Origin of the sequence: Paraburkholderia sp. RL17-337-BIB-A (genome assembly GCF_046025895.1) — a bacterium.
Classification (GTDB): domain Bacteria; phylum Pseudomonadota; class Gammaproteobacteria; order Burkholderiales; family Burkholderiaceae; genus Paraburkholderia; species Paraburkholderia fungorum_C.
Genome location: NZ_JARESY010000002.1, coordinates 1,788,692 through 1,811,049 on the forward strand (window position 1 = coordinate 1,788,692; position 22,358 = coordinate 1,811,049).

Consider the following 22,358-nt stretch of genomic DNA (forward strand, 5'->3'; position numbering starts at 1 on the left):
CGCAACAGGAGGGAAGTTTATGTGCCGCTGGCTCGCTTATACCGGCAACCCGCTTCAACTCGAAACGGTGTTGTTCAACGCCAAACACTCCTTGATCGACCAGAGTCTGCATTCGCGGCTCGGCCACACCACCACGAACGGCGATGGGTTCGGCATCGGCTGGTACGGTCATCCGACCGATATTCCGTTCCGCTATCGCTGCATTCAGCCCGCATGGAGCGACCGCAATCTGCGCGAGGCCGCGCGGGCGATCCGCGCGCCGCTGTTCGTCGCGCACGTGCGCTCGGCGACCGACACGCCGTCGCAAGAAACCAACTGTCATCCGTTCCGCCATGGCCGGTGGCTCTTCGCGCATAACGGGCTGGTGCGCGACTATCCGAAGGTGCGGCGCGACCTGATGCTGGCGATCGATCCTGAACTGTTTCCGTCCATCGAAGGCTCGACGGATTCCGAGGTGCTGTTTTTTCTCGCGCTGACGTTCGGCCTGGAGCTGGCGCCCGTTACCGCGATAGAACGAATGGTGGGTTTCGTCGAGGACATCGGGCGCAAACACGGCGTCGATGAGCCGTTGAACATGACCGTTTGCGCAACCGACGGCGAGCAGATCGTCGCGGTGCGGTATTCGAGCGAAGGGCAGTCGCGCTCGCTTTTTCACAGTAGCTCGTTCCGGCAGCTGCATGAGCTGTATCCGGACGACCCACGCATCGTGGCGGCCGGCGAGGACGCGTTCCTGGTGTTGTCGGAGCCGCTCGCGGATTTGCCGGGCTGGTGGAAGGAGATCCCGGAGAGCACGGCGGTGGTCGCGCGGGGCGGCGAGATCGAGCAGTATCCGTTCGAACCTAAACTGGTGTAGCGCCGCATCAATGGCGTGCGCTAGCTGAAGATACGTTGAATGCATTTGATGCCGTCATGACGCAGGCGTCAGCGCGTCAGCAGCATGGAACTCAATACCGAGAACACCGTCGACGGTAATTCGGCAAGGCGGCTCACCACGACGTTGTGTGGATAGAAATCCTCGACCGCATCGGTCAGGACGCCGATGCCCACCAGTTCGATGCCGCGTTTCTGGATCGCCGCGACGCGTTCGCGCAGATCGCTGCGCAACACCTGCGGATCGCCGTCGCCGGTCGACGGATAGCCGTCCGAGAACACGATCAGGATGCGCCGCTCGGCCTGATGATCCGCGAGCCGCGTCGCGGCCCAGGCCAGCGCCTCGCCGTCCGGATTCTCGTGGCCGCAATCGATCGCGGCGATCCCGCTCAGATCGATCGCGCCAAAGCGTTTGTAGACTTTCAGATCGAGCCGTTCGACGAGGCGGTTATAGCGCCCCAAATCGGCGCCGGCCGCCCGTTGCCGCTCATAGAGCTGCTTCATCGGCGCGGATTCGAGCGAGCAATAGCCGAGCACTTCGCAGTCGAACGACAACTGCGTCAGCGCATCGCACAGCGCGGTCGCACACAGCCGCGCGAGCTCGATCTTGCGCCCGGCCATCGAACCGCTGCGATCGATCAGCAAGGTCACGGCGACGTCGCGCCCTTTGGCCGCGCGCTGCGTGCGAAACGGCGTGCGGTAGCCAGGCGACGTCGCGAGCTTCGCGAGCGAGGTGCGGTCGATCTCGCCGCGTTCCTGTTCGCGGCGCCAACGGGTGCGCTCGTCGGCGCTTAGCGCGCGTTCGAGTTTTTCCTTGAGCGGCGCGGTATCCGCGCGGGCCTGCGCGCGCAGTTCGCGCCATGTCGTGCTGTCGCCCTGGCCAGTCAAGTCGGTGATTTCGTCGAATTCGGTGGCGAACGGAATCGATAGCAGCCTGCGAGCTGAATCTGCCGCCGCGCCTGCTTCGCCTTCGGAGCGGGCCGACGCTTGCTGCGCATCGGCGAGCGATTGCCCCATGCCCACCGCATTGTCCGCTTGCGCGCCACCGCTTTGGTCGGACGGCGGCGAGGCTGCGCTGTCCTGGTCGGGCAGGGTGGTGTCGTCATCGCTGAGCGGCTCGGACGAAAAAGCGGCGGTTTCCGTATCGATGTCTTCCACCGCATCCGCGGTGAACACCATGCTGTTGACATTGCCCGCCGACAAAGCCCGCACGCGCGCCACCAAGGCTTGCGCCGCGGCGATGCTATGCGCTGTCGAACGGCTGCTGCGCGCCTCCTCCAGCAGATCCTGCGCGGCGTGCAGCGCGGCCAGCAGTGAATGGCTCGCTTCGGTCAAGCTCGGTTGCTCGTCCCATAGCGCGCGCTCCACCAGCCACACCAGCCGGTCGCGCCAGTGCAGCTTGGGCCAGCGCTGCCGCGCCTGCTCGGCGGCATGCACACGCAGTTTGCCGATGAACCAGCGCGCGCCCGGATATTCATCGAGCAATTGCGTGCACACGCGGCGGTCTTCGATCACTTGCGCGAGATTCGCCGCGACGCCGCGCGGCAGCGCGTCGATCTGCGCGAGCGACGAATGCTTGGCGCGCGCCACCAGCAGATCCAGATAACCGATCAGCACGTCGCGCTCGACGCCGCCGCTCAACTCATAGTCGGGAATCACGATGCGCCCGGGTTCCACACGCGGCCCATCCGGACTGAAGGCGACGGTCACGCCGTACTGCCCGGTCAGTACGCGTGCCACTTTGCTGAGCGTCGATTCGAACGCGAAGCCTCGCGTGTCGCGCGCTGCATGCGATGTGTGCCTGGCGTTCATTGTGCCTGTGGTGCTCGGTGTGCTCACTGGCCGCGTCAGCCGGCCGGCGCGATGTGATGGCGAACGATGCCGCGAATCAGCGCCGCGTCTTCCGGACTGACCTTCGCGTAAATCGCGGGACCGGCGGCGCGTTCGGGGTCGCCGGTGCGCAGCATCAGCTCGGCCCAGTCGAGCAGGCGCCGCGTCGAGAACGCACTCGACAGGTCTTCGCGGGCGAATGCCGCGCGGCAGTCGGCGGCAATCGCGGCGAGGGTGGTGGCGAGCGCGCGTGTCATATGCGGGGCGAGGGTACCCATCAGCACGTCGGCTTCTTCGGCGGGCGTCAGATAGTCCAGCATGTAGACGCGCCAGCGATCGAGAAACGCCTCGTTCATCAGATTCGAGCCCTGATACAGATGACGGAACTGGCTCATCGCACCGACCGCATTCGCCGTGGCGAACAGCCTGAACGCGGGATGCGGCGCGACGATCTCATTGCCTTTCTCTTTCAGCACGAGGCGGCCGTGCGGTTCGAGCACGGCGGTGAGCGCGGCGAGAATCGACGGTTCGGCGAAGTCGATTTCGTCGACGATCAGCCACAAGCCTTCACGCATGGCCGTGGGCAGCACGCCGTCCACCCAGATCGTCTCGCCGCCCTTGACCGTCCAGAAACCGACAAAATCGCCGACCGTGGTTTGCCCATTCATATTCGAGCGCAACACGCCGTGGTGCGAACGCGCGGCGACCTGTTCGATCAGGCTGGTCTTGCCGGCGCCAGTGTGACCGATCAGCATGACGCGCCGGTTCTCGACAATATCCTCGACGATGTCGTTAAAGCGCTCGGAGAACAGATAGGCGGGATTGATGCGCGGCACGAGCGGATTGTCGACGCCGCAAGGCACGTCGACATGACCGATGCGCACGGTTTCGGCCGTGTCTTCGCTCTGCAGACGGCTTTTCGCCGCCAAGGCCCGCGCCGCGACGCGCTGCAACTCAGGCATGAACGCCACCCGTCCGGCCGCGCCCGCTTCGCTCGCGGCGTCGGGCGTATCGATCGCGAAGCCTTCGCGGCGCCACTTCTTCAGCTTGGCGCGCAGGTTTTCCCCGTCGACCACCAGATCGATATCGACCGATCCGGCGCCGTTGCTGTCATCGACGCCATGCTCAAGCCGATAGTTTTCCGGCCGGTCCGCCACGCTGACGCGCCACCATTCCGCGCCGTTTTCGGTCGCGCGTTGGTAAAGGCCCAAGTGTTCGTCTTCGGTCAATTCTGGCGCGTTCATGGCAAATGGCAAATGATAAGTGGTCAAAAAACAAGGAATGCTGTTTCGATTTGGCTGAGGCCGAATGACCGTCTATTTTATCGTGCGTACCTTTCGATCTCCTGGCAGGGCATTTACGATGAACTGCGCGACGGCAATGGCCGCTTTAGCAACATCTTCCAGGCGTCGCGTGAATATTTCGTCGGCGCCTATGTGCATTTCGACGCGGTGAAGATCCAGCACCTTCGTACGGCACGGTGGGTTACGCGCGCAACGGCAGCAACTCGAATTTTTCGCTTGAAGCATCGCCGCGCGATGCCGCGAATAACACGAGTCCACTCGCGGGAGAATCGCAGACTGGCGCGTATGTGGGGGAGCTGCTTATCAGTTTTGACGTGGCGAATACCGTACAACGGCCTGCGATACATTCCGGACGTGGGTAGCAACGAAAAAGGCGCAGCGGCTTTAAACCGGTGCGCCTTTTTTACTGCCGGATCGGCGCGGGCACACTGTCGTGCTGTTCCCGCACTCAGGCGGCGGCTCCTTCGACCACCGCCGACTTGCGCAAACGCACCGGAATCGATTTCGACGCCGGCACCTGACTCGATTTCGCGTGATGCGAGAGCGGGATCAGGCGGTTGCATTCAGGGTAGTAGCCCATGATGCAACCTCTTGGAATATCAAATGCATGCACGCGCATGCCATCCACTTCGCGCGTCACGCCGTCGTTGAAGACGGTCGAGATGCACACAGCGTCGCCCTCTGCGAATCCGAGGCGCACCAAGTCGTCCTGATGCATCAGCAGCACGTCGCGCGTGCCGTACACGCCGCGAAAACGGTCGTCGAGTGTGTAGACGGTCGTATTGAACTGGCTGTCTCCACGCGTCGTCATCAGGCGCAGCACGTCGGGGCCGGTCGACGGCATATCGGCATCTTCATCGAGCGTATCAGGCACGATGAAATTGGCCTTGCCGTTTTCCGTTTTCCATTCGCGCTTGCAGGCTGGCAATGGCCGGTGAAAACCACCCGGCTGTCTGAAGCGCTGGTTGAAATCTTGAAACTGGTCGGGATAAGTGCGCTCGATGGCGTCGCGCACGAGCGCATAGTCGCCGACCCATGCATCCCAATCCACCTTCGGATTGCCGGGCAATAGCGCCTTGGCGATGCCCGCAACGATCGCCGGCTCCGACAACAGCATGTCGCTGGCAGGCTCAGCCATCCCGTGCGAACCATGTACGCACGCCGTACTGTCCTCCACACTGACCCACTGTTCGCCGCTCGCCTGCGCGTCGATTTCAATGCGCCCAAGGCACGGCAGCAAGTACGCAACCTCGCCGTGCAGCAGGTGGCTGCGGTTGAGCTTGGTGGCGATCTGCACGGTGAGCCTGAGCTGCCGCCACGCCGGGTCCATCACGTGATGATCGGGGATCGCCACCTGAAAATTCCCGCCGAGACCGATGAACGCTTTGACCTTGCCGTCGAGCACGCCCTGGCAAGCCTCGACGGTGGTCATGCCTTTCTCGCGCGGCGGCTCGAAGCCATAGAGTTCTTTCAGCTGGTCGAGCGGCGCGAGTTCGGGTTTTTCGGTAATACCGACCGTGCGCTGTCCTTGCACATTCGAATGACCGCGAATCGGGCAGATGCCGGCGCCGGGCCGGCCAATATTGCCGCGCAGTAGCAGGAGATTCGACAGCATCTGCACGTTGTGCACGCCGCTGCGATGCTGCGTGATCCCCATGCCGTACAGCACCATCGCGGCGTTCGCTTGCGCGTAGACACGTGCCGCCGCTTCAAGCGCCGCGCGCGTCAGTTGCGAGTGGCGTTCGATCTCTTCCCACGTTGTCGCGCGCATGGACTCGGCGAACGCCTCGAAGCCATGCGTATGTTCGGCGATGAAGCCCGCGTCGAGCACCCGCTGCGTGCCGTCGCGTTGCGCCTCGTCGTCCCATTGGATCAGCAGTTTGCACAGTCCGGCAATCGCTGCCGCATCGCCGCCGATCTTCACCTGATGGTATTGCGTGCTGATCTGCGTTTCTCTCGGCGTGAGCATTTCAAGCGGCGACTGCGGATTGGCGAAGCTGACGAGCCCGCGCTCCCTGAGCGGATTGAAGGTGATGATTTCCACGCCGCGCTTACGCGCATCCTGCAACTGATGCAACATGCGCGGCGCGTTCGTGCCGGTGTTGTGGCCGAAGAACAGCATGCAATCCGTATGTTCGAAGTCTTCGAGTTGCACGGTGCCGACCGGCGCGCCGATGCTCTTCGGCAAGCCGACCGAAGTGCTCTCGTGACACATGTTCGAGCTGTCGGGCAGATTGTTGGTGCCGTACATGCGGGCGAGCAGGGCATACATGTACGAGGTTTCCAGCGACGCACGCCCCGACGCGTAGAACACCGCTTCGTTCGGATCCAGCGCGCGCAGTTCGCTACCGATTTCAGCGAATGCGTGTTGCCACGTCGTGGGCACGTAACGATCGGTGGCGGCGTCCCAGCGCGTCGGCGCGGTCAAGCGGCCGCGCGATTCCAGTTCGAGGCCGCTCCACGATTGAAGCTCGCTCACGGTATGGTCGGCGAAGAAGCCGGTGTCGATGCGCTTGTTGGTGATTTCCCACGCGGTGGCCTTTGCGCCGTTTTCGCAGAACTCGAACAGGTGCGGGTCCGCCGGTTTGGCCCACGAACAGCTCACGCACGCAAAGCCATCCGCTTTGTTCTGATGCGAGAGTATGCGGCTGCCGTTCAATGCCACGTGTTCCTGCACGAGGATCGTCGCGACCGCCTTGAGCGACCCCCAACCGCCTGCGGGGTGGCGGTACGGCTTGATGGGCGCGGTGTCGGTGCCGGTGTCAGTCGCGTGTTCGGTGATGTCTTCGGTGCTCATGCTGGCTCCTGGCGGATCGACGCGGTTGGGTCAACCGGTTTGCATCAGGCGCGCGCAATTCCCGGACCAGCGTCTTAATTTGCGCTTACAACGCGTTGAGCCAGGACGCAGCGGGTGCCAGGCTCGCACTGTTTGCACCTGCTTATTCGTGCGTTGAGCGGTTTGGCCTGCGCGCCGGTCTGTGCGCGCTTCGCCAGTACCTGCATCGTGTGGAACAGGTATTGCTCGACGTCGGCACGCGCTCGCTGCCGCTACGGCATCCGACGGCGCAATACGACACCGGAATTGACGCACCCACGGTGCAGGGATAAGGGAAATAAACATGGCGCGACATAAGGCCGACGTTGCTGACGACGACTTCGAGATTTACGCCAGCTATCACGGAACAGGCGACGGCCGTTACGTAGGTGGACTGAAGGTCGTCAGAAAAGCTGACAGACGGATTCTGTTTCCATTCGACGGTGCGCCGCAGATCGGCCCCTACGCGACCGCCGACGAGGCACGCCGCGCCGCGATCGATTACGGTCGAGAGATCGTGGCCGCCGACCGCGCGGCCCCGGAAAAGTAACCGGGGCAGGAGCGCCGGGCCCTGTGCGGCGCTGTATTGAAAGCCCGGCGATGTATTTAAACCCATTAATGCAGTTGGTCCGCCGTCGGCGTGGAATCCCAACAACGGTGAAACGACGATCTTGCGCACGGCCTCAAGGCATCCCGCCGAGCGAAGGCGAAATCGTGCTGCCGCGGCTCGGATCGTCCGGATGCTCGTCCGGCACCCTGGGACGCACCGACACCGGCGGATGGTTCCGATAGCAGCTATCGATCGAGGTATCGGCCAGGCAGCGCTGGAAAGCATCGGCGTCGGTTTTCTGCGAGAAGGTGTACAGGGTCCGTTCAACTTGCACTTCGGTATCCGAAACGCGAATCGTCGTGATCGTCATGACGCTCTCCTTTTTTACAAAAAATGGTCCAGACCTTCAGCATGGGTGCCGCAACGCCCGTGCCCACGGGCGCCTGCCGAATTGGCGAGACGGTTGTTGCGGAGAGGGACCGGTTGTTGCTGCACCCCATGATGTAGCAGCCGACTTCAAGGAGCGCACCATGCAGGACAGCAAACCCGAAGGCCCCAACGCAGAACGCGAAGCAGCGGACCCGAAAGTACGCAGCAAACCCAGCGGCACCCATTACGTCGAGCCCAGTCCGCTTGGCATCGAGCCAGTAGAACAAACCGAGGTCGCCGCGCAGACCAATCCGCAGCGTTCGAGCGAGTGTCCAAAGCAAACCGCCGAGGTCCCGCTGGGCACCGGTACACATGCCGAGCCGCCGGGCGGCGGCGGTCGCGAGTCGCAGGGCAAGAAGTGACGCGGCGCGCAATCGACGCAGATGATCAACTAAGCGATCTGAGCGATCCGAGCAACTTGAGCGACCAAAGCGCCTTACGCACCGCGCGCATCACGAAGCAGAACATCGAACGGGGAAACACATGCCACAGGACAACGAGCCGCTGAATCCCGGCGACGAAGCATCGCCCGACGCACCCGGCGTCGGCGAAGACACCTGCCAGGCCTGCCACGGAACCGGCAAGGTGGAAGGCGCCCAGTGCGCGATTTGCGGCGGGACGGGGAAGGTGCTGCAAGGCATTGGCGGCGGATGATTGAACCGCACGCACTGAACTGCGCGTGGTGCTCGCTACGGGAATATCGTCATATGTTTGGAAAATTTATCCGCGACCGCAGCGCTGCACGCCGTGCGTTTCAGCAGCACGCGCGTAAAAAAGCGGGCGCGTTTTATGCAGCGCTGCACGGATTCCCGCATTCGGCGCGCGAGCGGCAGGAACCGCCCGCAACGACATCACGGGACGCTGGCGGGACGCAACCGCATCCGCCCGCGTCACGCGCGGCAGACACACCTTACGCGCGCCAGCAAGCAAAGGAGTTGACCATGTACAACGATTCGAAGCATGGATTCGACGCGGCTCAGACCGGGTACGAAGCATTCATGCTGGAGCCGCACGGCTGGGTGCCGAATAACCGCACGTTGCCAGTCATCCTCTACCACCGCGCGCTCGCGCCGGACAGCGGCGACCTCGCCGCGGCGTTCGAGATTCTGTTCGAAAACAATGACTGGCCGCCGCAATGGCGCGACGGGATCTTCGACTACCACCATTTTCATGCGACCGCGCATGAAGTACTCGGTGTGACCGACGGCTCCGCCGAAGTGATCGTCGGCGGCCCCGGCGGACGTGTGGTGAAAATATCCGCGGGCGACGCCTTGCTGCTGCCCGCGGGCACGGGTCATTGTCTGCAATCGTTCGCGCGCCACTTCCAGGTAGTGGCCGGCTATCCGGCAGGCCAGCAGTGGGATATCCGCCGCGAAGCCCTCACGCCGGAGGAGCAGGCGACGATGGACGCCTTGCCATTCCCCGCCATGGATCCGATCGACGGCAAGCGTGGCCCGCTGACCGAACACTGGCTGCATGCTGCGGCCTGATCGCAGCGGAAGGACTTGATTGCGGCAGCTTTTGAGCTCACGCAAAACCGCAAGCTGTCTGAAAGAACCGTCTCCGATCATCGGTGGAAGCCGATTCATTGCGCAATGCAATACGCGATGCAACGCGCTGCGGATGTAAAGCGCCGTGCAGATTTGCGCGCATCGGCGCATCATCGATAGGCCTTGCGGTCTTCATGTGTCGTTCCACGCTCGTCAAGCCGAACACCGGTCGCCGGCCACGCCCATCCTGCGCCCCGGCGATATCTCCAACCGCCGAACAAGGAGTGTCCCCATGCAAAACGATCCCGCCCTCGATCAGCTGTGCATCAACACGATTCGCACACTATCGATGGACGCTGTGCAAAAGGCCAATTCCGGTCACCCCGGCACGCCGATGGCACTAGCACCGGTTGCATATCATCTATGGCAAAACCACCTTCGCTATGACCCGGACGAGCCGCTGTGGCCCAACCGCGACCGCTTCGTGCTGTCGGTGGGGCACGCCTCGATGCTGTTGTACTCGCTGCTGCATCTGGCGAACGTGAAGGCCGTGGACGACGAGGGCAAGCCGACCGGCTCGCCCGCCGTGTCGCTGGATGACATCGAACATTTCCGCCAGATCGACAGCAAGACGCCGGGGCACCCCGAGTACCGCATGACCACCGGTGTGGAGACGACCACCGGGCCGCTCGGCCAGGGGCTGGGCAATAGCGTCGGCATGGCGATGGCGGCACGCTGGTACGAAAGCCATTTCAACAAGCCCGATGCGCCGCTGTTCGACTATCGCGTCTACGCGCTATGCGGCGACGGCGACATGATGGAAGGCATCTCGCACGAAGCGGCCTCGCTCGCAGGGCATCTGAAGCTATCGAATCTGATCTGGATCTACGACAGTAACCGCGTGACGATTGAAGGCCACACTGATCTCGCCTATAGCGACGATGTGGAGAGCCGCTTTCGCGGTTACAACTGGCACACGCTGCATGTGAACGACGCGAATGACGCTGCCGCGCTCGAAGCCGCCTTCGTCGAAGCAAAAAGCATCACCGACCGGCCGACGCTGATCGTGGTCCACAGCATCATCGGCTGGGGCGCGCCGCATAAGCAGGACACCTCCGCCGCGCATGGCGAGGCGCTCGGTGTCGAAGAAGTGGCGCTGACCAAGAAGTTCTATGGCTGGCCCGAAGACAAATTCTTCTATGTGCCGGATGGCGTGCATGAACGCTTCGCGCAAGGCATCGGCGCGCGCGGCAAGACGGCGCGCGAGGAATGGCAGGCAAAGTACGACGCCTACGTCAAGCAATACCCGGAACTGTCGCGTGAATTCGCGCAGATGGAAGCCCATGAATTGCCGGCGGGCTGGGACAAAGACATTCCAACCTTCGATGCCGACCCGAAGGGCGTCGCCACGCGTGAATCGTCGGGCAAGGTGCTCAACGCGATTGCCGCGCGCGTGCCATGGATGATCGGCGGTGCGGCCGATCTCTCGCCGTCCACCAAAACGAATCTGAAATTCGAAGGCGCGGGCAGCTTCGAGCACGACAATTATGGCGGGGTCAACCTGCACTTCGGCATTCGCGAGCACGGCATGGGCGCCGCCGTCAACGGCCTTGCGTTGTCGAATTTGCGGCCATTCGGTTCGACGTTCCTGATTTTCAGCGACTACATGAAGCCGCCGATCCGCCTCTCGGCAATCATGGAAGTGCCGGCCATCTACGTGTTCACGCACGATTCGATCGGCGTCGGCGAAGATGGTCCGACTCATCAGCCGATCGAGCAGCTGGCCTCGCTGCGCGGCGTGCCGGGCTTGACCGTGCTGCGCCCGGGCGACGCGAACGAAGTCGCGCAAGCATGGCGCGTGGCGATGTCGCATCCGCGGCGGCCGTCGTGCATTGTCGTGTCGCGTCAGGCGTTGCCGACCCTGGACCGCACGCGCTATGCGTCGGCCGAAGGGGTGCAGAAGGGCGGTTATGTGCTCGCCGATGCGCCCGACGGACAGAAACCCGAGGTGATCTTGCTCGCCACGGGCAGTGAACTGTCACTGGTCGTCGACGCGTATGAAAAGCTCAAGAGCGAAGGGATCGCGGCACGGGTGGTGTCGATGCCGTCGTGGGATCTGTTCGAGCGCCAGGACGAGGCGTATCAGGACTCCGTGCTGCCATCCGACGTGGATGCGCGCGTCGCGGTCGAACAGGCGGCATCGCTCGGTTGGGACCGTTATGTCGGGCGGCTCGGCGCGCAGGTGGTGATGCATACGTTCGGCGCGTCCGCGCCGCTCTCCGATCTGAAGAAGAAGTTCGGCTTCACCCCGGAACGTGTCTATGACGCGGCGAAGCAGCAGATTGCACGAGTAAAGGGCAAGCGCAGCCAGGAGTAGAAATAGGGCGTCTGCGCGATTGAGACGTTGTGGGTAGAGAAGAAGCCGGCGGCGTGATGACCGCCGGCTGTTTATTCGCCTCTTATAGCCGCGAGTTTGGCCGCTCAAGCGCGGCTAGTTCGCGGGAATCGTCACAACCGGCGCCTTGCTGCTCGTATCCGCCTCGGCCAAGGCCATCAGATTCTGCACGCGACCAGGCGCGTTTGCTGACGCGCGACTTCACAACGTCACAACGCTTGAGCAACAGTCGGCGCGGCTACGTCACCCACATTCGTTGAACGATGCGTGCCGTCGAGCGTGCTGCGATACCCACGCGATTGCATTTCAGCGAGCCGGCTGAGCGTTCGCGACAGATCGTGCGCCCCTTCGAGTCCGCTTAGCGCCGCCTCGATCGGCTGATTGGACGCGATGAACAGTGCGCATTTGCGATCGTAGAAAATATCCACGAGCCAGATGAGCCGCTGCAATGTGTGGGCTTTCTCCAGCCATTCGGTGTGCACCTGATCGAGAATCAGACCGCGCCATTGCTCGGCGAGATCCAGATAATCGAGGTGCGAACGGCTCGCCACGCACAGGTTCTCGAAGTTCGCCCATAGCAAGGCGGCACCCGCGGCGCGTGCCGCGAGCGGTCGGCCTGCCGCGCTGACGGTGGCAGGCTCCAGCGTCTCGCTGCCTTCATAGCGCACGAAAATTTGCAGCAGCGCGTCGCCGGTGGCCGCGTCGAGCGGCGCAAAAAAATGCGGCAGCGCCGCTTCTTCGCCACCGAACCGGTAATCACGTTCGCCGTCGAAGTGAATCACGGTGAAGCAACGCTTGATCTGTTCGATGGTCGGCAGGAAACGCTCGTGAAACTCGGGGTCGGACAGCAAGGTGTCCGGTGCGTAGTTCGAGGTCAGCACGATGCGCGTACCGAGGCTGATCGCGGTATCGAGAAAACGGCCCATCAGGAACGCGTCGGCGATATCGTGCACATGAAATTCGTCGAAGCACAACAGTTCCACACCATCGAGCCATTGTCGCGAGACCGACCCGAGCCGGTCGTCGCCGCGCGGCTCGCTCACCAGACGCCGGTTCATCTCGCGTAGAAACTCGTGAAAATGCAGGCGCCGCTTCCGGCAGCTTGCCAGCTCGAACACCGTATCGACCACCAGACTTTTGCCGCGGCCTGGCAGCCCGTGGCAATAGACGCCCTGATGCGCAGACGCGGATGCCGGTTTCGCGTGCCGTCCATGAGCGCCCAGTAACGCGACCAGCGCCGCGATGGCATCGCGCTGCGTTGCATCGGGAACGATATCGCACGCGGCGAGGGCGTTGAGTACCTGAGCTTCATCGAGCATGAATCGAATTTTCCGTCGGTTAGTCGGTTAGTCGGTTAGCGGCTCAACACGCGTTGCAATTCCCGCGGATCGACCGGCTTGGTGAAATGATGGTCGAAGCCGGCCTGTTCGGCGGCCTGTTTGTCCTGCTGCTGGCCCCAGCCGGTGACGGCGATCAGCAGCATGCCTGCGTCGCGATGATCGAGGCGAATACGCCGCGCCACTTCATAGCCGTTCAGGCGCGGCAAGCCGATGTCGAGGATCACCACGTGCGGCGCGAATTCACCGATCAGCTCCAGGCCGGCAATGCCATCGCCGGCTGTGCGCACCTCGTGGCCTTCGAGTTCGAGCACCATGGCGAGGCTGTCGGCGGCGTCCGCATTGTCGTCGACGATCGCCACGCGCAAGCCCGCCGAGCGCGGCACCTCGGCCGGTGCACTGTCGGCCTGCTCCGGCGTCGCTTTCGAGAGCGGCAGACGGATCACGAACTCGCTGCCGCTGCCCGGACCGCTGCTCAACGCGGCAACCGTGCCGCCGTGCAGTTCGGCGAGACCGCGCACCAGCGCGAGACCGATGCCGAGGCCGCCTTGCGAGCGCTCCAGCGCCGGGGCGAGTTGCGAGAACATTTCGAAGACGCTGTCCAGATGTTCGCGCGGAATACCGATGCCCGAATCGCGCACGACGATCACCGCTTCATCGCCTTCGCGCTCCGCGGCGAGCGAAATGCTGCCGCCGGGCGGCGTGTATTTGGCCGCGTTGTTCAGCAGGTTCAGGATCATTTGCGAGAGGCGGGTGGGATCGGCGTCGAGATAGAGCGCCTCGCGCGGCAAGGTCACGCTCAGGTGATGCGCCGATGCCTGCACGGTGGGCCGCGCCGCTTCCATGGCGGACTGCATCGCGCGCGCGAGTTCGAGCCGTTGTTTGCGCAATTCGAGCTTGCCCTGCGTGATGCGCGACACTTCCAGCAGGTCGTCGACCAGGTGCGTCATGTGTTGCAATTGCCGGTCGAACACGTCGCGAGACCAGCTCAGTTGCGGGTCGGCAAATTCCTTCAGCCGCAGGATTTCGAGTACATTGCGCATCGGCGCGAGCGGATTACGCAGCTCATGCGCGAGCGTGGCGAGAAATTCGTCCTTGCGGCGATCGGCCTTTGAGAGTTCCAGATTCAGACGCTGCAATTGCTGTTCGGCACGCCTGCGCCCGGTGATGTCGCGACTCACGCTGACCGCGCCGTAGATGTCGCCGCGTGCGTTCGCCAGCGGTTTGACCACCGTTTCACAGACCCCGCGGCTGCCGTCGCGCCGTACGAAAGTCAGTTCGCTGCGCCACGTGCCGTCGGCGGCGAGGGCGGCGAGCGCTTCCCGGCGGATGCGCAACGCGTCTTCCGGCGGATGGAAGATCGCGATCGGCTTACCGAGCATTTCGCGCATGCGATAACCCAGCATGCGCTCGGCGCCGGCGTTGACATCGGTGATGTTGCCGCGCAGGCCGGTGATGACGATTGCGTCGCTCAGGTGCTCGAAAATCGCCGCCTGGCGCAGCAGCACCGTCTGCGCATCCTTGCGTTCGGTGATGTCGGTGCCGAGGCCGTAGATCGTCATTGGCTCGCCGTGACGGTCGTAGGTGGCGCGGCCGCGGCCTTCCATCCAGCACCAGTCGCCGCTTGCATGCAGAAAGCGGAACTCGGCCACGTAATCGTCACTGCTGGCCACGGCATGGTCGACCGCCTCGTTGAGCGCGATCAGGTCGCCGGGATGAATCAGTTCGAAAAAGCCACGGGGCATGTTCGCAAAGCGTCCCTCGGCGTAGCCCGCGAGCGCTTCCAGTTCGCGGCTCCACCAGAACTTGCCCGACTTCGGCTCGAGCGACCATGCCCCCATGCGCGCGCCGCGCATGGCGAGGCTCAGCACGTCACGGCTTTCCTGCAACTCTTTCTGCGCGAGTTTGTGCGCGGCGACCGACGCTTCCGCGTTGCGGCGCGCAAACAGCAACTCCTGCTCGTACTTGTGACGATCCGCGACGATCAGCACCGCCACTTCGAGGTAGCTGCTGTCGCCATGACGGCGCAGCACTGCGTTGAGCAGCATCGGCACAATGTGGCCTTCCCGATGCATCATGTTCAGTTTGACCTCGGCCACCGAGCCCTGCATTTGCAGCAGCGGCGACCAATGCGTCTGATAGAACACCTTGCCGCCGGCGGTGAGCAGATCCTGAATATGTTTCACCTCGGCGAGCTCCGCCGCCTCATAGCCGAGCCAGCCGCAAAAGGTTGCGTTCACGCGCAGGATCCGGCCGTCGGAGGCGGCCAGCAGCAGGCCGCAGGCGGCGTGCTCGAACAAGGCATCGGCGGACGGCAATGGACGCTGCGTGCTTTGCATCGTCTTACAGGCTCAGCGGCACGAGAAAGGCGTGCATGGCCGCGGCGCTCGCGCCAGGCGAGCTCAGATGCGGGCAATGGCCGACGTTCTCGATGATGTGCAGCGTACTGGCGGGCATCATCCGTTGCATGTATTCGCCGACGGCGCGTGGCGCGATGATGTCGTCGCTGCATTGCAGGATCAGCGTGGGCGTGGTGGCGCGCGGTAGGATGGCACGGTGATCGGAGAGAAAGGTGACGCGCGCGAAATGCCGCGCGATCTCGGGGTCGGTGCGGCAGAAACTGTTGGTCAACTCGACGCCGAGCTCGGGCTGCGCCGGCGCGCCCATGATGGCCGGCGCCATCGTGCTCGACCAGCCGAGGTAATTGCTTTCGAGCGTGCGTAGCAGGTCTTCGATATCCTCGCGCGTGAAGCCGCCGATATAGTCGCCGTCATTCACGTAGCAGGGCGACGGCCCCACCATGATTTGCGCGGCAAAGAGCTCGGGCGCCTTCAGACTGGCGAGCAACCCGATCATCGCGCTCACCGAGTGGCCGACGAACACCACGGGCGCGTTGGCGACTTCCTTGACGATTTCGATCAGGTCGTCGGCATAACCCTGCAGCGAATCGTATTTGCCGATGTCGTAGGCGGACAGATCCGACGCGCCGCTGCCGACCAGATCGAATAGCACGGTGCGATACTCGTCGTGGAACGCGGGCACGAGATAGCGCCACATGGTCTGATCGCAGCCGAAGCCGTGCGCCAGCACCATGGTCCGCTCGCCGCTGCCGGAAATCTTTACGTTATTGCGCTTGCTGATGCTCATTGTCGAGTCCTGAGGCCTGCCGGCCTAAGCGGCGGATACGCGAGGTGCGGCATGGATGGGGCAATGTTACCGCAGTCTTGCCGCAAAGCCGGGCGTGAGAGGCGGCGGGACGAGCACGATGGGCCTCACGCCGTTTTGATTTCCTGCGGCTTCGCCTCAGCTGGCTCGATTCCAAATCGTTCGTATTGCGAAATCACCTGCGCGCCGAACAGGAGCAAGGTAGCGAGCCACTCCAGGCTGAACAGGATCACGATCGCCATGGTGAGCGAACCGTACACTACGCTCACCTGGGAGAGGGTGGCAAAATACCAGACCAGCACATGCCGCGTAATCTCCCACAACACGGCGGCAACAATGCCGCCGAACAGCGCATGTTTGAGCGACGGCCGCCCGACCGGCATGACCATATAGATCGACGTCAACACAAAGATCTCGCCCGCGAGACCAAGCAGATACAAGACCACACGCGACAATCCCTGTAACGAAACATGCAGGCCGAACAGATCGATACCTTCGGCGCCCACGGCCTCCAGCCCGCTCGATACGAATGTCACGATCAATAATCCGACGCCGAGAAAAAGGATGTAGCAATAGGGCAGCAGCGCGGAGAGCAAAAAGTGCCGCCGCCGCACTACCACGCGATGCACGAAAATCAACGACATCGCATTCTCGAGCACCGTGAAGGCGAGCGAGCTGAAAAAGATCATCGTCAGCAGCAGAACCCAGCCGATCACCGCGCGATGCGCCAGAAAGTTGGCCAATTCGTGTACCAGCGCCGTGGATTGCCCCGGCACGAGCCACTGCAGCAGATGAGCCAGCGCCGCCAGCAGAACGTGCTGGGGTACGAGCCGTGACAACACGATCACGATCAGGATCATCAGCGGCACAATCGACAATAGCGCGTAATACGCGACCGCCCCCGCGAGCAGCAATCCCTGGTTCGCGCGGAAAGCTTTCAGCGTCTGCAGGATGAACGTGCCGGGATGTTTCGCCACATACAGCGCGTGTTCGTCGATGATGGATTGCATGGTGCCTCACGTTGCGCGTCACCGCGTCTGCTGGGAAAGCCGCAGGTTTCGGCGCGTACCCTGTATTTGAAGCAAGAACGCAGCCACCCCCTGAGGGACATGGAATACATGGGCCGTGGGGCGTCGGGAATGTAGTTTGCTCTGCATCGACAGCAGAATGGCTCATCCAATCACAATGAACAACGCGACTGATCAAGCCGAACTCGCTGACCTCGTGGTCGCGCGCCCGGAGGGTTTGTATTGCCCGTCTGGCGACTTCTACATCGACCCATGGCAACCCGTTGAGCGGGCCGTGATCACGCACGCGCATTCCGATCATGCGCGCTTTGGGCATCGGCACTATCTCGCGTCGCGGGCAGGCGCGAACGTGCTGCTTTCGCGCCTCCCCGGCATCACGCTGCAAACCCTTGCGTACGGCGAGCGGCTCGAGATTGGCGGCACTAGCGTGTCACTCCATCCCGCGGGGCACGTGCTGGGTTCCTCGCAACTCAGGATCGAGTGCAAAGGCCGCGTGTGGGTCGCCTCGGGCGATTACAAGCTCGATCCGGATCCAACCTGCGACGCGTTCGAACCGGTGCGTTGCGATACCTTCATTACCGAATCGACCTTCGGTCTGCCGATCTATCGATGGGATGCGCCGCAAACGATCTTCGACGGCATCGATTCGTGGTGGCGTCATAACGCGGCAGAAGGGCGCGCGTCGGTGCTGTTCTGCTATTCGTTCGGCAAGGCGCAACGCGTGCTCGCCAGTGTCGATGCGGGAATCGGGCCGCTCTTCTGCCATGGCGCGGTCGAGCCGCTCAATCGGGCCTATCGCGACGCCGGCGTGCGCTTGCCGCCGGTGCGTCTCGTCAGCGAAATTCCGGCGAAAGATAAAGCGGCTTTCAGACACGCGCTGATCGTGGCGCCGCCGTCGGCGCAAGGCAGCGCCTGGCTCAAACGTTTCGGCGACTATAGCGATGCATTCGCTTCGGGATGGATGCGTCTGCGCGGCGCGCGGCGCAGACGTGGCGTCGATCGCGGCTTCGTGCTATCGGATCACGCGGATTGGCCCAGCCTGCAAAGCGCGATTCAGGCGACAGGGGCTGAACGTGTAATCGTTACGCATGGTTCGGTCGAACCGATGGTGCGCTGGCTGTGCGAGCAGGGCCTCGAGGCAGGCGCGTTCGCAACGCAATACGGGGACGACACGGTTGAAGCGGACGCCGCAGGTGCGGACGAACCCCTCGCGGAGCACGGCGCGCAAACCAGTACCCAGGATACCGGCGAGGACGACGCAGCACGTATCGAAATCAATCAAACGGCGAATGACGCGCACGACGCCGGCAACGCAGCAGGCGGTTCGTAAACACTCATGAAACGCTTCGCCGCTCTCTATACCGCGCTCGACGCGACGACCTCCACGCACGACAAACTCGAGGCGCTCACCAGCTATTTCGCCGCCGCGGCGCCCGAGGATGCCGCGTGGGCGTCGTACTTTCTCGCCGGCGGCAAGCCACGCCAATCTGTACCGACGCGGCTCCTGAGCGAGATCGCCCGTGAACGCGCCGGCCTGCCGGAGTGGTTATTCGAGGAGTCGTATCACGCAGTCGGCGATCTGGCTGAAACCATCGCGCATATCCTGCCGCCCGCGCAACGCAGCACCGAACTCGGCCTCACGCAATGGATCGAGCAACGCGTGCTAACGCTACGCGGCGTGGCGCCGGAAGAATTACGCGTGCGATTGCTCAGCTATTGGGACGAACTCGACTGGGGCGGCCGCTTTCTGCTGACCAAACTGATCGGCGGCGGCTTTCGGGTTGGCGTTGCGCGGCAACTGGTGGTGCGGGCACTGGCGTCAGTGGCGGGCGTCGATCATAAGCGGATCGCGCAGCGCATGGTCGGCTGGACCGACTCGCAACAGACACCGGATGCGGCACGGTATCTGCGTTTGATCGCGCCGGAGCCAGGCGGTGATGCGCCATCCAGCGAGCAAATACATGACAGCGATCTCGGCCTGCCTTATCCGTTCTTTCTTGCGCATCCCTTGCAGGCCGATCCGGCAACGCTCGGCGAGCCGTCGAACTGGCAGATCGAATGGAAGTGGGACGGCATTCGCGCGCAATTGGTGAATCGCGGCGGCCGCGTATGGCTATGGTCGCGCGGCGAGGACCTGATTACGGAGCGATTCCCCGAAGTGGCGGCACTCGGTGAAGCGTTGCCCGACGGCTTCGTGATCGACGGCGAAATACTCGCGTGGGAGCCGGGCGCGGCGTCGCCGTTGCCGTTCGCGCGACTGCAACCGCGGATCGCCCGCAAAACCTTGACCAAAAAAATTCTCGCCGATTCGCCCGCCACGCTGCTCGCCTACGATCTGCTCGAAGCGCACGGCAAAGATCTGCGCATGACGCCACTGGCAGAGCGGCGTGCGCAACTCGATGCGCTTGCAACTTCATTGGACGGCACGTTCGCACGCGATCTCTTACGCGTGTCACCGGTGATTTCCGCGTCGGACTGGGCGGCGCTTGCGAAGCTGCGCGACGAGAGCCGGGCACGCGGCGTAGAAGGTCTGATGTTGAAACAACGCGAATCGATGTACGGGGTGGGCCGCACCAAAGCGTCCGGCACATGGTGGAAGTGGAAGATCGATCCCTATGCGGTGGATGCGGTACTGGTCTACGCCCAACGCGGTCATGGGCGGCGTGCGAGCCTGTACACCGACTTCACCTTCGCGGTTTGGGACGAAGCGAACGGGGTCCGCACGCTCGTGCCGTTTGCCAAGGCCTATTCCGGACTGACCGATGAAGAAATGCGCCAGGTGGACGCGATCGTGCGCAAGACCACGATCGAAAAATTCGGCCCGGTGCGCAGCGTGACGCCGACGCTGGTCTTCGAAATCGGTTTCGAGGGGATTCAGGCGAGTCCGCGCCATAAGTCTGGGGTCGCGGTGCGGTTTCCGCGCATGCTGCGCTGGCGCACCGATAAACATATCGACGACGCCGATACGCTCGCCATGTTGAAGGGTTTTATCGACGACCGCGCGGGATAACCCGCAGGCCGGATTGCATCACGCGTTGCCGTGATTGCGGTCAATCTCACCGTCGTATTCAACCGATAACTGCGTGTTTTCCCCAACTCGTCGCCACTATATTCGCACGTATATAGCGGGCTAATGATGCAGGTGGAACGCGAAGTTATGCGCAATGCACGCGGCGAGGGCGGCATGCACGACGGAAGTGCGCTACTTCCATACTTCAACGCAACATCCCGTGCTTGCAACGATGTATCGGCAGGAGTCAAGAGAGCATAAATCAGGAAGCGGCGACGCAGTCCGTGAGTTATGGTGAGGAGGTAACGTCGGTGTGGTGGGCGCATCGGAGCGAAGCGGGGTTAAAACCGAAGCAAACGCCTGGCGCGCAATGAGCGCTCGCTTCCCCGCAGGAGCGAATCTTGCGAACCGGTTCCGCAGTGCCCAAAGACCCGAAGACGGCACTGAGAGAAGAAGCCAAGGAGAATATGGTGACGTTCGACGACAGAATGGACGAGAACGATGACGTCGTAGTCTGGCGGCCTATCCAGTATGCGATGGCGTCAAATCGCCGCGTGCTCGTGGTCGACGATTACCGTGAAGCAGCCGACGCTTTGCAGATACTGCTCGATGCCGATGGCTTCGAGTGCCGCGCGTTGGAAGATCCGCTCGCCGTCTGTGAGATGGCCTGTGAGTGGCAGCCGTTCGCCGTTGTGCTCGACATCAAGATGCCCGGCCTCGATGGCCTTGAGCTGGCTCGCCGCCTGCGGGCCGACCCGCTGACTTCGGACATGCTGCTGGTGGCCTGTACGGCGTTCGCTTCGCGCGAAGACCGCGTGCGCGCCAAGGCCGCCGGTTTCGATGCGCATTGCGCCAAACCCTTGACGCCGAAGCGGCTCTTGCGCGTGCTTGAATCCGCCGCCGCGCTGCATGCGATTGGGCCACCTTAAAGACGACCTGCAGTTGCAGCGGGTTGAAAAGCTTGAAACGTTTGAAAAAAATACTTAATGATGTTTTCCCTCGGGGTGTAGCAAGTCGAGTCGAGTCCGCATTATTCGTTTCTCCATTTACGTTCACCGTGAGCGCGTCGCTTCGCGCACTGTGCGTGCGCGCGGGTCCGCTGATTGCTGTGACATTCGCAACGCCGCGCGCCTGACGCGTGTCGCGTATGTTCATTCGCACTCTGGAGATTCGTCATGACCGACGCGCACTATCCCAGCCCGCCGTTTCCCAATCAACAGCAAATCCAACCCCCCGGCCGCACGGCGGAGATGAACCCTCAACCGGACCATGGCGAGAAATCGTACAAGGGCTCCGGACGTCTCGCCGGCAAAGCCGCTATTGTGACCGGCGGCGATAGCGGGATCGGCCGCGCCGTTGCCATTGCATTTGCACGCGAAGGGGCGGATGTGCTCATCGCTTATCTCGACGAGGACGACGACGCGCGCGAAACCGCGCGCTGGGTGGAAGAGGCGGGTCGTAAAGCCGTGCTGCTGCGTGGCGATATCACAAGCCCCGAGCATTGCAACGAGATCGTCAAGCGGGCGGTGGAAGCATTCGGCCGCCTCGACGTACTGGTCAACAACGCCGCCTATCAGATGAGCTACCCGTCGCTCGAAGCGATCAGCGACGAAGAATGGGATAAAACCTTCGATACCAACGTCGGCGCCATGTTCAGGATCACGCGTGCCGCAGTCAAACACATGAAGCCGGGCGCTTCGATTGTGAACACGTCGTCGATCAACGCGGATCATCCGAGTCCCGGCTTGATGCCTATGCGACGACCAAGGGCGCGATCCAGAACTTTACGGGCGGGCTTGCGCAATTACTGGCGCAGCAGGGCATTCGTGCGAACTGTGTGGCGCCGGGGCCGATCTGGACACCGCTGATCCCCTCGACGATGCCGCCCGAGAAAGTGGCAAAGTTCGGCGAGCAGGTGCCGATGAAACGGCCTGGCCAACCTGCCGAACTTGCGGCAGCGTATGTGATGCTGGCATCTGATGAAGCCAGTTATATCTCCGGCGCGACAATCGCGGTCACCGGCGGATCGCCGATTATTTAGGGTTCTTGAATGGTGTGTGCTGGCTTGCTGCTCTGCTCAAGCCAGGGCGCGATGCGCTCCGCACATCAAATTGAAGATGTAAGAAGTGTCGTAG

General features: G+C 62.8%; 18 protein-coding genes and 2 pseudogenes. 12 read left to right on the forward strand and 8 right to left on the reverse strand.

Annotated features, from left to right (window positions below; translation table 11 throughout):
- Nucleotides 1-19 precede the first annotated feature (19 nt).
- The gene (locus P0D84_RS28885) at nucleotides 20-853 is read left to right on the forward strand and encodes a class II glutamine amidotransferase (protein WP_408342265.1); all 834 of its coding nucleotides are present in this window, start codon (nucleotides 20-22) and stop codon (nucleotides 851-853) included.
- Between the two features lie 68 nt (nucleotides 854-921).
- Here the strand turns inward: P0D84_RS28885 and P0D84_RS28890 are convergent, their stop codons facing one another.
- Nucleotides 922-2,682, reverse strand: coding sequence for a cobaltochelatase CobT-related protein (locus P0D84_RS28890; RefSeq protein WP_408342267.1), 1,761 nt, complete (start codon nucleotides 2,680-2,682; stop codon nucleotides 922-924).
- A 35-nt stretch (nucleotides 2,683-2,717) separates the two neighbouring features.
- The gene (locus tag P0D84_RS28895) at nucleotides 2,718-3,944 is read right to left on the reverse strand and encodes an AAA family ATPase (RefSeq protein WP_408342269.1); all 1,227 of its coding nucleotides are present in this window, start codon (nucleotides 3,942-3,944) and stop codon (nucleotides 2,718-2,720) included.
- A 105-nt stretch (nucleotides 3,945-4,049) separates the two neighbouring features.
- On the opposite strand from P0D84_RS28895, the pseudogene P0D84_RS28900 reads away from it, so the two are divergent.
- A pseudogene (locus P0D84_RS28900) lies at nucleotides 4,050-4,366 on the forward strand (hypothetical protein); the annotation flags it as partial.
- 86 nt (nucleotides 4,367-4,452) lie between these two features.
- Here P0D84_RS28900 and P0D84_RS28905 read toward each other — a convergent pair.
- The gene (locus tag P0D84_RS28905; protein WP_408342271.1) at nucleotides 4,453-6,801 is read right to left on the reverse strand and encodes an FdhF/YdeP family oxidoreductase; all 2,349 of its coding nucleotides are present in this window, start codon (nucleotides 6,799-6,801) and stop codon (nucleotides 4,453-4,455) included.
- A gap of 95 nt (nucleotides 6,802-6,896) precedes the next feature.
- On the opposite strand from P0D84_RS28905, the gene P0D84_RS28910 reads away from it, so the two are divergent.
- Both P0D84_RS28910 and P0D84_RS28915 read left to right on the forward strand, forming a co-directional pair.
- Nucleotides 6,897-7,112, forward strand: a complete 216-nt coding sequence (locus P0D84_RS28910) for a hypothetical protein (protein WP_408342273.1) — start codon at nucleotides 6,897-6,899, stop codon at nucleotides 7,110-7,112.
- Nucleotides 7,113-7,123: 11 nt separating this feature from the next.
- Nucleotides 7,124-7,369, forward strand: a complete 246-nt coding sequence (locus P0D84_RS28915; protein ID WP_408342275.1) for a DUF6723 family protein — start codon at nucleotides 7,124-7,126, stop codon at nucleotides 7,367-7,369.
- Between the two features lie 133 nt (nucleotides 7,370-7,502).
- Here the strand turns inward: P0D84_RS28915 and P0D84_RS28920 are convergent, their stop codons facing one another.
- Entirely contained in the window at nucleotides 7,503-7,739 is a 237-nt protein-coding gene (locus P0D84_RS28920) for a hypothetical protein (RefSeq protein WP_408342277.1), read from the reverse strand.
- Between the two features lie 160 nt (nucleotides 7,740-7,899).
- On the opposite strand from P0D84_RS28920, the gene P0D84_RS28925 reads away from it, so the two are divergent.
- From P0D84_RS28925 to tkt, 4 genes are all read left to right on the forward strand, one after another.
- Complete coding sequence (locus P0D84_RS28925; RefSeq protein ID WP_408342279.1) at nucleotides 7,900-8,160, forward strand: hypothetical protein; 261 nt, start codon at nucleotides 7,900-7,902, stop codon at nucleotides 8,158-8,160.
- A 121-nt stretch (nucleotides 8,161-8,281) separates the two neighbouring features.
- Entirely contained in the window at nucleotides 8,282-8,452 is a 171-nt protein-coding gene (locus P0D84_RS28930) for a hypothetical protein (protein ID WP_408342280.1), read from the forward strand.
- Between the two features lie 287 nt (nucleotides 8,453-8,739).
- Nucleotides 8,740-9,288, forward strand: coding sequence for a cupin domain-containing protein (locus P0D84_RS28935; protein ID WP_408342282.1), 549 nt, complete (start codon nucleotides 8,740-8,742; stop codon nucleotides 9,286-9,288).
- A 292-nt stretch (nucleotides 9,289-9,580) separates the two neighbouring features.
- Complete coding sequence (gene tkt, locus P0D84_RS28940; protein WP_408342284.1) at nucleotides 9,581-11,665, forward strand: transketolase; 2,085 nt, start codon at nucleotides 9,581-9,583, stop codon at nucleotides 11,663-11,665.
- Nucleotides 11,666-11,892: 227 nt separating this feature from the next.
- Here tkt and zapE read toward each other — a convergent pair whose 3' ends face one another.
- From zapE to P0D84_RS28960, 4 genes are all read right to left on the reverse strand, one after another.
- Nucleotides 11,893-13,002, reverse strand: coding sequence for a cell division protein ZapE (gene zapE / locus P0D84_RS28945; RefSeq protein ID WP_408342287.1), 1,110 nt, complete (start codon nucleotides 13,000-13,002; stop codon nucleotides 11,893-11,895).
- Nucleotides 13,003-13,037: 35 nt separating this feature from the next.
- A complete protein-coding gene (locus P0D84_RS28950; protein WP_408342289.1) occupies nucleotides 13,038-15,359 on the reverse strand; it encodes a PAS domain S-box protein in 2,322 nt (773 codons plus the stop codon).
- Nucleotides 15,360-15,363: 4 nt separating this feature from the next.
- On the reverse strand, nucleotides 15,364-16,167 hold the full coding sequence (locus P0D84_RS28955; RefSeq protein WP_408342291.1) for an alpha/beta fold hydrolase: 804 nt from the start codon (nucleotides 16,165-16,167) through the stop codon (nucleotides 15,364-15,366).
- Nucleotides 16,168-16,292: 125 nt separating this feature from the next.
- Nucleotides 16,293-17,195 (reverse strand): YihY/virulence factor BrkB family protein, encoded by a 903-nt coding sequence (locus tag P0D84_RS28960; RefSeq protein ID WP_408342293.1) that lies wholly within the window; start codon nucleotides 17,193-17,195, stop codon nucleotides 16,293-16,295.
- A 175-nt stretch (nucleotides 17,196-17,370) separates the two neighbouring features.
- Here P0D84_RS28960 and P0D84_RS28965 point away from each other — a divergent pair, with 175 nt between their 5' ends.
- The 4 genes and pseudogenes from P0D84_RS28965 (at nucleotide 17,371) to P0D84_RS28980 (ending at nucleotide 22,264) form a co-directional block, all read left to right on the forward strand.
- The gene (locus P0D84_RS28965; protein WP_408346086.1) at nucleotides 17,371-18,543 is read left to right on the forward strand and encodes a ligase-associated DNA damage response exonuclease; all 1,173 of its coding nucleotides are present in this window, start codon (nucleotides 17,371-17,373) and stop codon (nucleotides 18,541-18,543) included.
- A gap of 6 nt (nucleotides 18,544-18,549) precedes the next feature.
- The gene (locus P0D84_RS28970) at nucleotides 18,550-20,223 is read left to right on the forward strand and encodes an ATP-dependent DNA ligase (protein WP_408342295.1); all 1,674 of its coding nucleotides are present in this window, start codon (nucleotides 18,550-18,552) and stop codon (nucleotides 20,221-20,223) included.
- A 467-nt stretch (nucleotides 20,224-20,690) separates the two neighbouring features.
- A complete protein-coding gene (locus P0D84_RS28975; protein WP_408346089.1) occupies nucleotides 20,691-21,152 on the forward strand; it encodes a response regulator in 462 nt (153 codons plus the stop codon).
- Nucleotides 21,153-21,398: 246 nt separating this feature from the next.
- Nucleotides 21,399-22,264: pseudogene (locus tag P0D84_RS28980) on the forward strand (SDR family oxidoreductase).
- The last annotated feature ends 94 nt before the right edge of the window (nucleotides 22,265-22,358 follow it).